10 protein-coding genes are annotated in these 13,994 nt (G+C 47.6%); 9 read left to right on the top strand and 1 reads right to left on the bottom strand.

The genetic code is table 11. The features are described 5' to 3' along the window. Positions 1–36 precede the first annotated feature (36 nt). Complete coding sequence (locus H8K36_RS10685; protein ID WP_186916494.1) at positions 37–3,621, bottom strand: indolepyruvate ferredoxin oxidoreductase family protein; 3,585 nt, start codon at positions 3,619–3,621, stop codon at positions 37–39. A 401-nt stretch (positions 3,622–4,022) separates the two neighbouring features. On the opposite strand from H8K36_RS10685, the gene H8K36_RS10680 reads away from it, so the two are divergent. From H8K36_RS10680 to H8K36_RS10640, 9 genes are all read left to right on the top strand, one after another. Beyond that, positions 4,023–6,350, top strand: a complete 2,328-nt coding sequence (locus tag H8K36_RS10680; RefSeq protein WP_186916495.1) for a methyl-accepting chemotaxis protein — start codon at positions 4,023–4,025, stop codon at positions 6,348–6,350. Between the two features lie 48 nt (positions 6,351–6,398). Then, positions 6,399–7,265, top strand: a complete 867-nt coding sequence (gene dapF / locus H8K36_RS10675; protein WP_186916496.1) for a diaminopimelate epimerase — start codon at positions 6,399–6,401, stop codon at positions 7,263–7,265. 57 nt (positions 7,266–7,322) lie between these two features. Beyond that, positions 7,323–7,982 carry a DUF484 family protein gene (locus tag H8K36_RS10670; RefSeq protein ID WP_186916497.1) on the top strand — a complete coding sequence of 220 codons (660 nt, stop codon included), beginning with the start codon at positions 7,323–7,325 and terminating at the stop codon, positions 7,980–7,982. Between the two features lie 60 nt (positions 7,983–8,042). Continuing rightward, positions 8,043–8,960: a tyrosine recombinase XerC gene (gene xerC / locus H8K36_RS10665; RefSeq protein ID WP_186916498.1), complete on the top strand. Its 918-nt coding sequence runs from the start codon at positions 8,043–8,045 to the stop codon at positions 8,958–8,960. 76 nt (positions 8,961–9,036) lie between these two features. After that, positions 9,037–9,543: a Fur family transcriptional regulator gene (locus tag H8K36_RS10660; protein WP_186916499.1), complete on the top strand. Its 507-nt coding sequence runs from the start codon at positions 9,037–9,039 to the stop codon at positions 9,541–9,543. A gap of 14 nt (positions 9,544–9,557) precedes the next feature. Continuing rightward, complete coding sequence (locus H8K36_RS10655; RefSeq protein ID WP_186916500.1) at positions 9,558–10,613, top strand: CobW family GTP-binding protein; 1,056 nt, start codon at positions 9,558–9,560, stop codon at positions 10,611–10,613. A gap of 165 nt (positions 10,614–10,778) precedes the next feature. Beyond that, entirely contained in the window at positions 10,779–11,234 is a 456-nt protein-coding gene (dksA, locus tag H8K36_RS10650; RefSeq protein ID WP_186916501.1) for an RNA polymerase-binding protein DksA, read from the top strand. Positions 11,235–11,440: 206 nt separating this feature from the next. Further along, positions 11,441–11,770 (top strand): hypothetical protein, encoded by a 330-nt coding sequence (locus H8K36_RS10645; RefSeq protein WP_186916502.1) that lies wholly within the window; start codon positions 11,441–11,443, stop codon positions 11,768–11,770. Positions 11,771–11,850: 80 nt separating this feature from the next. Then, on the top strand, positions 11,851–13,848 hold the full coding sequence (locus tag H8K36_RS10640) for a TonB-dependent receptor (RefSeq protein ID WP_186916503.1): 1,998 nt from the start codon (positions 11,851–11,853) through the stop codon (positions 13,846–13,848). Positions 13,849–13,994: the final 146 nt, after the last annotated feature.

Below are 13,994 nucleotides of genomic sequence, written 5' to 3'. Positions count from 1 at the left end.
ACCTCTGCTTTACTTCAAGCTAGCTTCCAAAACAGCTTATGCTGCCTCTTTGTTGGCTGGCGCCATTGCGAACTCCGCCAATAATTTAGCTTCTTTCTCTTTGGCTGCTGTGAAGTGACGTTCTTTCACGTGGCCATAGCCGCGAATATCTTCAGGGATACTTGCTAAGGCGACGGCTTTGCTCAGATTGTCAGCATTCAACTGTGGAATCAATTTCGTGATCAGTTGTTTGTATTCAACCGGCAGTGCACGTTCCATACGGCGTTCTTCGGTATAACCAAAGATATCGAGTGCGGTACCCCGCAAGGATTTCAAGCTCGCCAATACGCCAAACGCTTTCATCATCCATGGGCCGAACTGTTGTTTGATCAAGTGACCTTTGTCGTCACGTTTCGCAAACAATGGAGGTGCCAAGTGGAAGTTGATCGCGTAATCGCCTTCAAACATATCAGCGATTTTCTTTTGGAACTTGCCATCGGTGTACAAACGAGCGACTTCGTATTCGTCTTTGTAGGCCATCAGTTTGAACAAATATTTCGCAACTGCTTCTGTCAAACGGAGTGCTTTGCCATCCACGATTTTGCTTTCGGCGGCTTTCACTTGCGCCACGAAATCAGCATAAATTTGAGCGTAGCTTGCATTTTGATATTCGGTTAAGAATGCAACGCGCTTGCTGATCACATCATCCAAACTTGGCGCACGCTTCAGTTCAATCACTTGCGCTGGCGTCGTCAAACGAATCACGGCAGCTAAGTCATTTGCAGCGACACGGCCCCAGTTAAACGCTTGTTTGTTGAAGTCGATCGCTACACCATTCAATTCGATCGCACGCATTAATGCCGCTTCAGTCAATGGTACCCAGCCTTTTTGCCAAGAATAACCAAGCATAAACATATTGGCGGCAATACTATCGCCCATCAAAGCTGTAGCGATATTCGTAGCATCGACCATGTCGACCAAAGTTTCACCGCAGGCTTTGCGAATTTCATTCTCAGCGGAGCCAGCAGGGAACTGCCAGTTCGGATTCTTAATGAAAGTCGCAGTTGGGCTGCTGCTGGAGTTAATCGCACCACGCGTGCGGCCTTCGCCCATACGTGAAATCGCATCTTTACCGGCAGTGACGATGAGATCACAACCAATCACGAGATCAGCCATACCGGTGCCAACACGCGTCGATTGAATATCTTCTACTTTGTCGGCCAAGCGTACGTGTGACATTACCGCGCCACCCTTTTGTGCCAAACCTGTCATATCCAATACGGAGCAAGACTTGCCTTGCAAATGTGCTGCCATCGCCATAATTTGACCGATGGTAATGACACCTGTACCGCCGACACCAGTAACGATGACGCCATAAGGTGTCGTTGTGTTTGGCAGTACTGGCTGCGGCAAGCTAGCCACGTCAAAAGAACCACCGGCTTCGATCTTCGTCTTCGCTGGCTTCTTCAACTTGCCACCTTCTACGGTGACGAAGCTTGGGCAGAAGCCGTTGACGCAAGAGTAATCCTTGTTACAAGAAGACTGGTTAATTTGACGTTTGCGGCCAAATTCTGTTTCCAAAGGCTCTACCGATAAACAATTCGATTGCACGCTGCAATCGCCACAGCCTTCGCAGACCGCTTCATTGATAACGGCGCGTTTCGCTGGGTCAGGGAAACCAGGCTTGCCATCTTTACCGATCTTTTTGCGACGACGACGCTTTTCAGACGCGCAGGTTTGATCGTAGATCATGGCAGACACGCCTTTGCATTCGCGCAATTCACGTTGTACTGCATCGAGTTCACTACGATGACGTACGGTGACGCCAGCCGCCCATGGGTAGTTCGCTGGATATTTTTCTGGCTCGTCGGTGACCACGATAATCGGATGTACGCCTTCAGCAGCGATCTGACGTGAAATCATGCCTGGGTCTAAAGGGCCGTCAAACTCTTGACCGCCCGTCATCGCGACGGCATCGTTAAACAAAATTTTGTAGGTGATATTGACGTTACCAGAAACCGCCGCGCGGATTGCCAATAAACCAGAGTGATAGTAAGTACCGTCACCAAGGTTGGAGAACACGTGTTGTTCGTTGGTGAACGGTGCTGCACCAACCCAAGTCACACCTTCGCCGCCCATGTGCGTGAAGGTGGTGGATTCTCTATCCATCCAAGTGACCATGTAGTGGCAACCGATACCGGCTAAAGCACGGCTACCTTCAGGTACTTTGGTTGACGTATTGTGTGGGCAACCAGAGCAGAAATGTGGAATACGGTCTTTATTGGCATCAGGCTTAGATACCGAATTCAAAGCCGCTTCTTTGGCTTCCAAATATTCTACGCGCTCTTTCACCAATTTTTCCACTGGGTGACCAGCGAAGTAACGGCTGATACGAGAAGCGATCGCATGGGCGATCTGCGCTGGGCTCAACTCATAAGTCGCTGGCAATAACCATTCGCCATGACCTGTGCCTTGGATATTCGTCCATTCGCCAGTGTCATCGAATTTGCCGACTACGCGTGGACGAGCCGCTTCTTCCCAGTGGTACAACTCTTCTTTCAGCGCGTATTCGAGAATTTGACGTTTTTCTTCGACTACCAAGATTTCTTCGAGGCCGGTGGCAAATTCGCGAACGCCGTCAGACTCTAAAGGCCAAGTCATACCGATTTTGTACAAACGGATGCCAATGTCTTTGGCTACTTGTTCGTCGATGCCGAGGTCTGCCAAGGCTTGACGTGTATCGAGGTAAGATTTACCTGCAGTGATAATACCGATTTTGGCGTTCGGACTATCCCAGATAATTTGGTTCAACTTGTTGGCACGCGCGTAGGCCAAGGCCGCGTACCATTTGTAATTGTTCATGCGCGTTTCTTGCGCTAAGACTGGGTCTGGCGTACGGATATGCACACCGTCTGCTGGCATCACGAAGTCTGTTGGAATCACTGGCTTAACGCGATCTGGATCTACCTCAACCACGCAACCGGATTCAACCACGTCCGTCACGCATTTCATCGATACCCATAAACCGGTGTAGCGAGACATAGCGATGCCATGCAAGCCGTAATCTAAGTATTCTTGAACAGAAGATGGATACAAGACTGGAATACCGCAAGCTTTGAGAATATGTTCACTTTGGTGAGCAGCAGTGGAAGATTTCGCTGCATGATCGTCACCAGCAATGACCAATACACCACCGTGTTTAGACGTACCCGCTAAGTTGGCATGCTTAAATACGTCGCCACAACGATCTACGCCTGGGCCTTTGCCGTACCAAACACCGAATACACCATCGTACTTTGCACCTGGAAAGAGATTGACTTGTTGTGTTCCCCATACTGAGGTGGCGGCTAAGTCTTCATTGACACCTGGGTGAAATACTACATGGTTCTTTTCCAGATGCTTTTTGGCTTTGGCTGCTGTCATATCGACGGCACCCAGTGGTGAACCGCGATAGCCAGTCAGGAAACCTGCTGTATTTAAGCCCGCTTTGACGTCGGCTTGGCGTTGCAACATAGTCAAACGAATCAAGGCTTGCGTGCCTGTCATGAAAGCACGGCCGCGTTCGAGCGTGTACTTGTCGTCGAGTGAAATGGAATGGTCGACCAAAGCGTCTTGCTCGGCCTTACTGATCGGTGAATTCATACTGCCTCCGGTTTTTATCTATGTGGCTGTGGTGAGCCTATATGCCATCGAGCGAATGAAAAAGATGTTCCCAGCTTATGGCTGCATCATACGCTCAATGCGATTTAATCGAACCGTTCGCACAAAAAATGGGTGATCCATCTTGATTTTGCGCGTCGATTTCTGCGGGCAGGACAGTAACATGTGTACCACACCGTCCCCATGCACAGTCACCACCAAAAAGACCAGTACAGTATGACTGACAATTATCTAAAGTGTACTGGTGCTTGATTAAAACTGATAAATCTCAGAAAACTTTTATTTCGGCAATTATTTTGTATCCTATTGGCAAAAGTGAGTTGTTCGAGCTATAAAATCTGCGAGAATAGCCATGCACATTCCAATCAAAGGATTGAAACGATATGAAGCTGTCTGGCAATGAGATTGTTGATCGCATCATGGGGCCGAGCGCGAGGTTGATGAGTAAATTCGACCTGCGCACGAAGCTGATTGGCATGCTTGGCGCATTCTTGATCGCGGTACTGGTGTTAGGTATCGGGCTGCTCACTAAGCAAAGCAATGAGTTGGATGTGGCGAAAGGCGAATTAGCCGGTGTTTTGATATCCGAGCAGAACAGCGCATTGATCCATCTGGTTCAGGCTGAGCGCTTGCTTTCAGTTCGCTCGGCACAAAATCCTTCTGACCAAAAAAGTAAGTTGGCGTTACAGCAATCGCGCAAAGATCTTTTAAATAGTGTAGCGAAGTTGGATGCGCTCATTCAACGTGAAGATGAGCTTGACCTGCAGGATACATGGACCGGTATCGCCATCGATGTCAAAACTTTGAGCGACACCAAAGGTCCAGGAAATTCTCAGCAATATCAGGATCTGATCAAAAACCTGCATCGATTTGCTGATTTAGTTCATGAGAAAAGTGGTTTGCTGTTCGATCCGGAGGCAAATAGTTATTTGCTGATGGACGTCAGTCTGCAACGTTTGCCTGAATGGATCGAGGCGATATCTCACTTATCAGCCTTGCATGAACAAGTGGCGACACAGGCCGAGAAATCTCCAGCTCTATTGTCACAATTCAGTTCCGCTCGAGACGCATTACAGAAGTCCATGGAACAAACTAAGCGCTTGCAAGAGGCAATCAAGCGTAGCGGAGAGGCTCTGCCAGCCAGCCTCTTGGCTGCCGATCAAAAGAGCCAGCTTCTTTTGGACCTTTGGCAAAGACAGCTGAGTGATCCGTCGCTTCCATTTAATAATCAAGCCCTAACAACCGCGGCTAAGCAAGCGTCGGACAGTACACTTTTGCTACAAAAGCAGTGGAATGAACGACTTCAAAGCATTTTGCAGGGCCGAGTTTCATTCAGTAAGGCGAAGTCTTATGTGATCCTTGGAATCTTGATGATTTCAATCGCTTTCACACTGTATTTTACTTACGGTTTCTACATGAATTTTATGGGAGCGATTCAAGATCTAGAGGAGGCGGCTGAAATTGTTGCCGCCGGAGATCTGACAAAGGTGATTCATATCGAAGGTAAAGACGAACTTGCCAAGACGGGAACTGCCCTTGATCAAATGAATTTCAAGTTGTCTGCATTGGTGGCCAATGTCAGAACGAACGCCAGTATGGTCTTAGAGCTCGGACAAAACTTGACTGAAGGAATAAATGATATGTCGATTCGTACCGAGCAACAGGCAAGTAGCCTGCTCGATACTACAAGTAATTTAGATATTTTGAGCGAAACCGTAAGAGCTACGGCGGCAAACGCCAAGTCGGTCGATAATTTGGCTTCAAATGTGCGGATGATTGCTGAATCGAGCAATGACGTGATGGTGGCAGCGGTTGAGACCATGAATGGTATTCATGAGAGTGCGATGAAGGTCCACGAAATCGTCAGCATGATCGATCGTATCGCATTCCAAACCGATATTTTGGCGCTAAACGCTGCTGTTGAGGCTGCGCACGCAGGCGAGCAGGGCAAAGGTTTTGCGGTGGTGGCTTCGGAGGTACGCAGTCTAGCACAAAGGAGCGCAGATTCGGCTCGACAAATTCGTCGTTTGATCGATGACTCAGTCAATCGTGTTGAAACAGGTGTTGAACAAATCAATGATGTGAGCATGACGCTAACAGATATCGTTGGCGGGATTCGTAATTTAGCAAAAGACATTAACGCTATTTCTATCGCATCAACTGAGCAGAGTGAAGGTTTAGTCCACATTGCCGATTCGATTAAGGAGCTTGATTCCATCACCAAGAGTAATACGCAAATGGCTGAAAACGCCAAGTATGCTTCGGCAGAGCTTGAAAACCGGGCGGTGCGTTTGAAGGAAGTTGTTTCCACCTTTAGCTTGCGACAAGGAACGGCTGACGAGGCATTTGAAATGGTCAAAAAAGCGATGGCACTGTATCGGATTACAGGCATGGATATCCTGCAGCGAATCACGACTGATGCAGAAAAACAATTTGCTGATCGTGATATGTACGTGTTTGCGTTTGATCGCATGGGCCAATACCGTGCTTTTGCCGGAAATGAAGCTAAGTTGGAGGTCAATTTATTCAAAGTTCCCGGTCTCGATGGCAAAAAACTCGTGGACGAGGCTTTTGCTTTGCCCGTCAAAGGTGGCTGGGTCGATTATGCGATTGAGAACCCAGCGACGAAAAAAGTTGAATGGAAGTCATCCTACATTGAACGCATCAGCGAGGATATTGTGATTGGTTGCGGGGTATACAAGTCGGTTTAAGCAGCTACGACATCGTTTCAATGCTGACAGTCGCGCTATAATGAAGGCATGAAACTTAAATTCACCAAAATGCATGGTGCTGGCAATGATTTTATTGTGATCGATGCCATTCATCAAAATGTCAATTTCACACCAGAGCAGTGGCGATTCTTGGCTGATCGTCGCTTCGGTATTGGTGCAGATCAGATTCTAGTCGTCGAGACTGCACCGAACGATAGTGTCGATTTCCGTTATCGCATTTTTAATGCGGATGGTGGAGAGGTCGAACAATGCGGCAACGGTTCTCGCGCCTTTGTTCGCTTCGTTATCGAAAAAGGATTGACGCAAAAGAAAACAATTCGTGTTCAAACGATGTCGGGGGTGATCGAACCATCGGTGGCTGAAGACGGGCGCGTGACAGTGAATATGGGTGTCCCGAGCTTTGCGCCTGCAGACTCCCATTTTCAAACCGAAGAATTGCAGAGCAAGGTCGAAGGGGGCGATACCTTATGGTCACTCCCTCTGTTCGATGCGAATGCCTGGATTTCTTGCGTCTCTATGGGCAATCCACACGCTGTTCAAATTGTTTCTGACATTGGCGGGCATCCAATTGCGACCGAAGGGCCACAGATTGAGCGCCACCCTCGCTTTCAAAAGCGGGTGAACGCTGGTTTTATGCAAGTGAACGACGCTCAGCATGTTCAATTGCGAGTGTATGAGCGCGGCGCGGGCGAAACCCTTGCATGTGGCACGGGGGCATGTGCGGCTGTGGTTGCGGGTATACGAAGAGGAATCCTACAATCCCCTGTGCAAGTGCAAATGCGCGGCGGCGAGCTTCAAATTGCTTGGCTAGGCGAAGGTCATCCAGTTTTCCTAAGCGGGCCAGCGGTTACCGTGTTTGAAGGTGAAATAGAAATCTCTGCTTCGATCGCTTAAGTCCAAGGCACTGTGGTCAAGTAAACACATAGACATTGATAAAAAGAGTAAAACCAGATGAACACCAATGATATCGCTGAGTACCTGAGTCAAAACCCGCACTTCTTTGAAGAACATGCGGAGCTGTTATCGAGTATTAAATTAACTAGCCCAATAATGGGGCGGACCATTTCACTGCAAGAACGCCAGATGGAAATCGTTCGCGAAAAATTGAAAGTAATGGAACTTCGTTTGGCAGAACTGATGCGTGTCGCACAAGATAACGACGCTATCACCGCCAAATTTCAAATGTGGACTCGCGAACTCTTGTTGGCACGCAACGATGTTGATTTACCTTATATCCTGACAAAAAGTATGCAAGACATCTTCAATCTGCCATACGCGACGCTGCGTCTGTGGAGTGTGGCCGAAGACTTCAAACATACGTGGTTCGCTGAAGCCACTACTGAAGATGTGCAGTTATTTGCAAAAGGGATGACCACCCCTTTCTGCGGCAAAAATCAAGAATTTGAAGCTGCTTCCTGGATTGAGTCGGATGAAGCCATCGCTTCAATGGCAATGTTACCTCTGCGCATAGCCGCTGATGAACCAACTTTTGGCTTATTGGTATTAGGTTCTCCTGATCCAGCGAGGTTCACCAAAGAGATGGCGACTGACTTTTTGGCAAAAATCGGTGATACGACGAGCGCTGCTTTATATTGCATGATTGATTTATAAATTGTGTAGCTTCGGAGGGGCGTCCTTGCGCGCTCCTCCATCACTTACTACGAATACACCATGAGCTCAGACATCAGTGTTCAAGAATATCTTGATGTTCTGCGTTTTCAACGGCAATTATCTCCTCACACCCTCGATAACTACTCACTCGACTTGCAAGAGCTGCAGAAGTTCGCACAAGGACGTAGCCTAGATTCGTTAAGTTATTATGATGTGCGCAGGTTCACTTCACAGATGCACGCGCAGGGACTCAGTGCCCGTAGCATTGCTCGCAAGCTTTCGAGTTGGCGGGGATACTATCGTTGGTTAGCGCAGCAAATCGATTTGCCCGCTAACCCGGTCGATGGCATTAAAGCACCCAAGAAGAGTAAAAGCTTACCGAAAGCCCTAGGTGCTGATGATGCAGTGAACTTAGTGGCGCATCATGGTAGCGATGCACCATCGATGGCGGCAAACCGTGCCATGTTTGAATTGCTCTATTCGAGTGGTTTGCGGGTGTCGGAATTAGTGGCCCTTGATTTGCAAGATTTCGGAGATGGTGGTCGTCCATCGCAAGGGTGGGTCGACTTAGCACAGGCCGAAGTGCACGTGACCGGTAAGGGTAACAAACAACGTATCGTGCCTGTTGGCAAGCCTGCTTTGGATGCGATTAGAGATTGGCTTGCGGTACGTGGCCAACTGCTAAAGACTGACAATCATCCTCTATTTCTAACCGAGCGTGGAACCCGTATGTCTGTGCGTTTGGTGCAGTTGCGCTTGAAAGCACATGCGCAAGCAATGGGGGTACCGTCCGACGTCCATCCGCATGTCTTACGGCATTCATTTGCAACCCATGTTTTGCAATCTTCTGGCGACTTGCGAGCGGTGCAAGAGATGTTGGGCCATAGTTCAATCGCTGCAACGCAAGTCTATACAGCACTCGACTTCCAGCACTTGGCGAAAGTCTATGACGCCACCCACCCTCGTGCAAAAAAATAAGTGCACGGAAGTTTTTGCAACTCAATTGCATTTTCGGGCATAATGACGCACTTCTTGTATTCACCCGTCTAAATTGATGAGCCGCACACCTAGTGTCTCAAATGAGATCAGCATCGAGCACGTTCGAGCCCAAGCGAAGGAACACCTGCGTTTGGCCTTGGTACGAGTGACCGTGGCACGGATCGACGTTCTTTCTCTTTTGTTGGCGCAGCAACGGGCCATGTCTCATACTGAGTTGCAAGAAGCGCTGCCACAAATGGATAGGGTTACTCTGTATCGAGCTTTGGACTGCCTCGCCGATGCGGGTTTAGCACACAAGATCATTGGCGATGACCGCGTTTTTCGATTTCGTATGGGGGGCGCTGGCCACAATGCCAGTGTGCAAGATACGATGGCACATCAGCACGGGCATTTTCAATGCACGCGCTGCGCGAAAGTCTTTTGTTTAGATCAGCCGCAATTCTCACGTGACTTGCAACAACAATTGGGTGCGACTTTAGCCGCCACTGCACAACAAGGTTTCGCTACCCATGGTATTGAGCTCACCATCAAGGGATGGTGTGATCTCTGTAATACACGGTAAATTAAAGGATTTCTATGGCATTGATTCCAACCACAATTCTGACTGGTTTTCTAGGGGCTGGAAAAACGACATTATTGAATCGGATTTTGCAGGAGCATCATGGCTATAAGATTGCTGTGATCGAAAACGAATTTGGTCAAGAAAACATCGACAATGAAATTCTAGTGCAAGACACTAACGAGCAAATTGTGGAGATGAATAATGGCTGTATTTGCTGCACGGTCCGCGGCGATCTAATCACAGCCCTGAGCAATCTAATCGCACAAAAGCAAGCGGGCAAAATTGATTTTGATCGTTTAGTCATTGAAACGACGGGGCTTGCGAATCCCGGACCAGTAGCACAAACCTTCTTTGTCGATGAAGAAGCGGGCCTTCATTATATGCTTGATGCAGTAGTGACTGTGGTCGATGCACGCCATGCCATGCAACAGTTGGATGAGCATGAAGAAGCGCAACGGCAGGTTGGGTTTGCTGACAAAATATTGTTGTCTAAGTCCGATCTAGTTAGCCCTGAGCAGATTACGCAATTGAAAGCGCGTTTGGTGCAGATGAATCCACGCGCCACAATGAGTGTGAGTGATTTCGGGAAAGTGGCGATTAGTGAAGTGCTCGATATCAAGGGTTTTAACCTGAATGCCAAATTAGATTTGGATCCAGATTTCCTTCAGACCGAAGAACATCACGAATGTGATGATCACTGTGATCATGAACATCATCATGGGCACGATCACGAGCATCACAACCATGCAGACCACCATCATTCACATCACAGCGATGAAATTGCCGCTTTCGTCTACAAGACAAAGCGTGCATTTAATACAGAAAAGTTAGATTATTTTCTAGGCGGATTGGTACAGGTTTATGGCCCACGCATGCTTCGCTACAAGGGAGTGTTGTATATGGAACACGCTGACCGCAAAGTGATTTTCCAAGGCGTGCACCAAATTATGGGCACCGATATAGGGGCAAAATGGTCGGAAAGTGAACCAAAAGAAAGCAAAATGGTGTTTATTGGTAAAAATTTACCGAAAGAGATTTTTATTCAAGGTTTGGAGCAATGTTTGGTATAAACTAGCGCCCTATTGAATTGATTGGCCTTAAATTGGCGGAAAAATTCAATAGGTTTGTATGCGGAACAAGCAAACTATATACTTGTCCTTGAGGGGAAGTAGCGGGTCAAATTTTTGTGACCTGCAACTTGCATAGATTAACCCGATGTATCGAAAGTAAGCGAAGTGGCAACTAAATCATCTAAATCGACTGCAGCAGTCAATGAAGCGCCTGTTTTGCTCACCGAAGAAGAAATTCTGAAGATGGGCGAGAAGGACTATATGAATGATGCTCAATTGGCGTTTTTCAAAGCACGTTTGCAACAACTTGAAAAAGATTTGCTGAAGAATGCTGACGAAACGACCGAGCACCTGAGAGAAACCGTTTTAGTTCCGGATCCAGCTGACCGCGCCACGATCGAAGAAGAGCATTCTTTGGAATTGCGCACTCGTGATCGTGAACGTAAATTGCTGCGTAAAGTACAGCAATCGATCGCCGCGATTGATGCAGGAGATTATGGCTGGTGTGAAGAAACAGGCGAGCCAATTGGGGTGCCGCGTTTATTGGCCCGACCAACGGCAACTTTGTCACTTGAAGCACAACAGCGTCGCGAACTGAAACAAAAGCTCTACGGCGATTGATCGCGTTTGTATGCTGAATGAATGCGCAGCTTTGTCTGCGCATTTTTTACGTTGGCTTATGCAACTTTGTTTCAAATTTTGTTGTCTATGTAAGTGTTAATCAGTGACGCCTACTATTTTGGTTCGTAAATTTTTTCTTGGTTTCGACGGATAAAGTACAAATGCCCTTTACGACGAGTAAAAAGAGACCTTCACAAGCTATAGCCATGCTATGGCTATTGGTGTTGGCGATTTTTACATCGCAATGGTTTGGCTTTGCTCACCGTATGTCTCATATGAGTACTAATGCAGGTCAGGTACTCTCGATCGCCTTTGATGGCGACGGTAAATTTGAGCTTAGGAAACTGAGCGATGCGGATGCCGCGATTCACTCATGCTTGTTGGTCGATGCCGGCAGCATTGTTGATGGTGTTCAGCATGCAGTGTCTTGGCATTTTGCACCTGTTCCTATTCCACGTTTGATTGCAGATAAGACCGTCTTTAATTGGCTTTCTACTCTTCGTCTTTCCTTCCTCTCTCGAGCACCTCCAGTCTGAAAATGGAACGCAATTGCGTTCATTCGCTTTGTTAATCGTTGCTCTCGCAACGGTTTTGTTATTCATTTTCAGGAATTGTTATGTCTATAAAACCACGTCTAATCGCAAGCGCTGTGCTTTCCATCTTTGCTCCCTTAAGTTCGGTCGCTTTTGCCCAAACTTCAACCGTAACTGTGTCTGCAAATCCTCTTGGTAAAGAAGAGTCGATGCAGATTTTGAGCCCTACGAAGGTGCTGTCTGGCTCAGAATTAAGATCAAAAATTGGTAGCTCACTTGGTGAAACCTTGGGTGGTGAGTTGGGGGTTAGTGCCTCAGGTTTTGGTGCCGGAGCTTCTCGTCCCATTATTCGCGGCCTGGAAGGCCCGCGCGTCAAGATTTTGCAAAATGGTATGGCGGTAGCGGACGTATCGAGTATTTCAAATGATCACGCGGTGGCGAGTGAGACGGCGAGTTCTCAACAAATTGAAATCTTGCGTGGTCCTGCCGCATTGCTATATGGAAGCGGTGCCATTGGTGGTTTGGTGAATGTAGTTGATGGTCGTATCCCAACTACCCTGAGTAAACAGCTGAACGGCGAAGCGGAAGTAAAGTACGGCGCCGTCAACAAAGAAAAAAGTGCTTCGTTTTTTCTAGATAACTCGGTGGGAGACCTTGCTTTGCATTTCGATGGTAACTCTCGTGATGCAGATAATTATAAAATTCCAGGCGCGGCGAACGCTGACGGAAGCGGCGAAATCAGAGGGCGTTTGCCTTCCAGCTTTTCTCAAGAAAAGAGCTTGGGCTTCGGCGCGACATTGGTGCAGCCGTGGGGACATTTTGGCGCCTCAGTGCAGCGCATGGAAGATAAGTATGGCATTCCAACCGATGAGCGTGCCTTCATCGATTTAAAGCAAACGCGTTTCGACGTTGACAGTGCGATTTATCAGTCTTTTTTGATCTTCGATTCGCTCAAATTTAAAGCCGGCGCGACCGACTATCAGCATACGGAAAAGATGGAAGATGGAACGCCAGCGACTGATTTTAAAAACCGAACTTTTGAAACTCGATTAACCGCATCTCACGCCAACTGGAATGGCTGGGAGGGCAGTCTTGGTTTGCATACAGAAGAAAGTAAGTTTTCTGCACTCGCGGCTGCCACTGGCAGAGCTGATACGGTTCCTACAACAAAGTCCTCTTCAATCGCGGCCTTTTTGATTGAACAGAAAAAATATCAAGACTTCACAGCGAGTTTTGGTGGACGCTTAGAAAATGTGCGTCGCAACCCCGAGCTCGAATTTGGTTTGCCGAGCCGTAGTTTCTCCTTAGCTTCGTTTTCTGTCGGTGCTATGATTCCGGTGAATCGTGATTTGGAAATTGTCACGAGTTTATCAAGTGCTGAGCGTGCTCCAGGGACTGAGGAACTATATTCGCATGGACCACACGAATCGACTTTGACTTTCGATATTGGCGATGCTTTTTTACGTAAGGAAGTGTCGAAAAATCTTGAGTTCAGTTTGCAAAAAACGAGCGGCTTACTTCATTGGAAGATCAATACTTTCGTCAATCGAGTAAAAGACTATGTGTATGGTCAGGTCGATGGCGTGATGGTGAATGAAGAGGGTGAGGCGGATTTGGCTGGAGAGTTTACGCAACGCCATTGGAAACAAGCGAAAGCAACAATTCGTGGTGGTGAAGCGGAGGTTTCATATAACCCTGTCGGTGAAGGATTCTCAGTTAGAGCATTCGCCGATACATCACGTGGGACATTAGATGGACGTGGTAACCTGCCACTGCAGGCAGCTGATCGCGTAGGCTTAGACTTTGGTTTCCGTCATCAAGGTTGGAGAAACACAATCAGTGTTTTGCATGCAATGCGTCAAGAACGTCTGGCTGCCAATGAAAGTTTTGCGACACCCGCTTTCACGAAGATAGACTTGAATGTCACGTACACTCATCCTTATCAGTATTCGCAGTTGACGTGGTTCATGCAGGTGCGCAATCTATTAAATCAAGATATTCGCCTTGCGACCTCAGTCTTGAAAGAGACGGTGCCGCAACCAATGCGTAGCTTGATTGTCGGTGTGCGAGCAAACTTCTAAGCAAGGTGTTTTGAAATTAAATCGTAAAATTTTGTAACACGACACAGGCCGTGGTTTATCGCTTTAATTGCATGTACATTTTTTGATGTACAGAGTGTTTGAACAAATTGTGAGAAATAAGGCGCAGTTTGCTTGGAAAACCGCGG

Origin of the sequence: Affinundibacterium nitidum (assembly GCF_014284155.1) — a bacterium.
In the GTDB taxonomy this organism is placed as follows: Bacteria; Pseudomonadota; Gammaproteobacteria; order Burkholderiales; family Burkholderiaceae_D; genus Undibacterium; species Undibacterium nitidum.
Note: the sequence above shows the minus strand (reverse complement) of the source record. Positions and strands in the feature narration are given on the sequence as shown.

Bases quoted from the DNA above. Each gene is read 5' to 3' on its own strand.
- dapF (WP_186916496.1), top strand. From the start codon at position 6,399: ATGAAACTTAAATTCACCAAAATGCATGGTGCTGGCAATGATTTTATT.
- H8K36_RS10660 (WP_186916499.1), top strand. From the start codon at position 9,037: ATGAGCCGCACACCTAGTGTCTCAAATGAGATCAGCATCGAGCACGTT.
- H8K36_RS10640 (WP_186916503.1), top strand. From the start codon at position 11,851: ATGTCTATAAAACCACGTCTAATCGCAAGCGCTGTGCTTTCCATCTTT.
- H8K36_RS10655 (WP_186916500.1), top strand. From the start codon at position 9,558: ATGGCATTGATTCCAACCACAATTCTGACTGGTTTTCTAGGGGCTGGA.
- H8K36_RS10680 (WP_186916495.1), top strand. From the start codon at position 4,023: ATGAAGCTGTCTGGCAATGAGATTGTTGATCGCATCATGGGGCCGAGC.
- H8K36_RS10670 (WP_186916497.1), top strand. From the start codon at position 7,323: ATGAACACCAATGATATCGCTGAGTACCTGAGTCAAAACCCGCACTTC.
- H8K36_RS10685 (WP_186916494.1), bottom strand. From the start codon at position 3,621: ATGAATTCACCGATCAGTAAGGCCGAGCAAGACGCTTTGGTCGACCAT.
- xerC (WP_186916498.1), top strand. From the start codon at position 8,043: ATGAGCTCAGACATCAGTGTTCAAGAATATCTTGATGTTCTGCGTTTT.
- H8K36_RS10645 (WP_186916502.1), top strand. From the start codon at position 11,441: ATGCTATGGCTATTGGTGTTGGCGATTTTTACATCGCAATGGTTTGGC.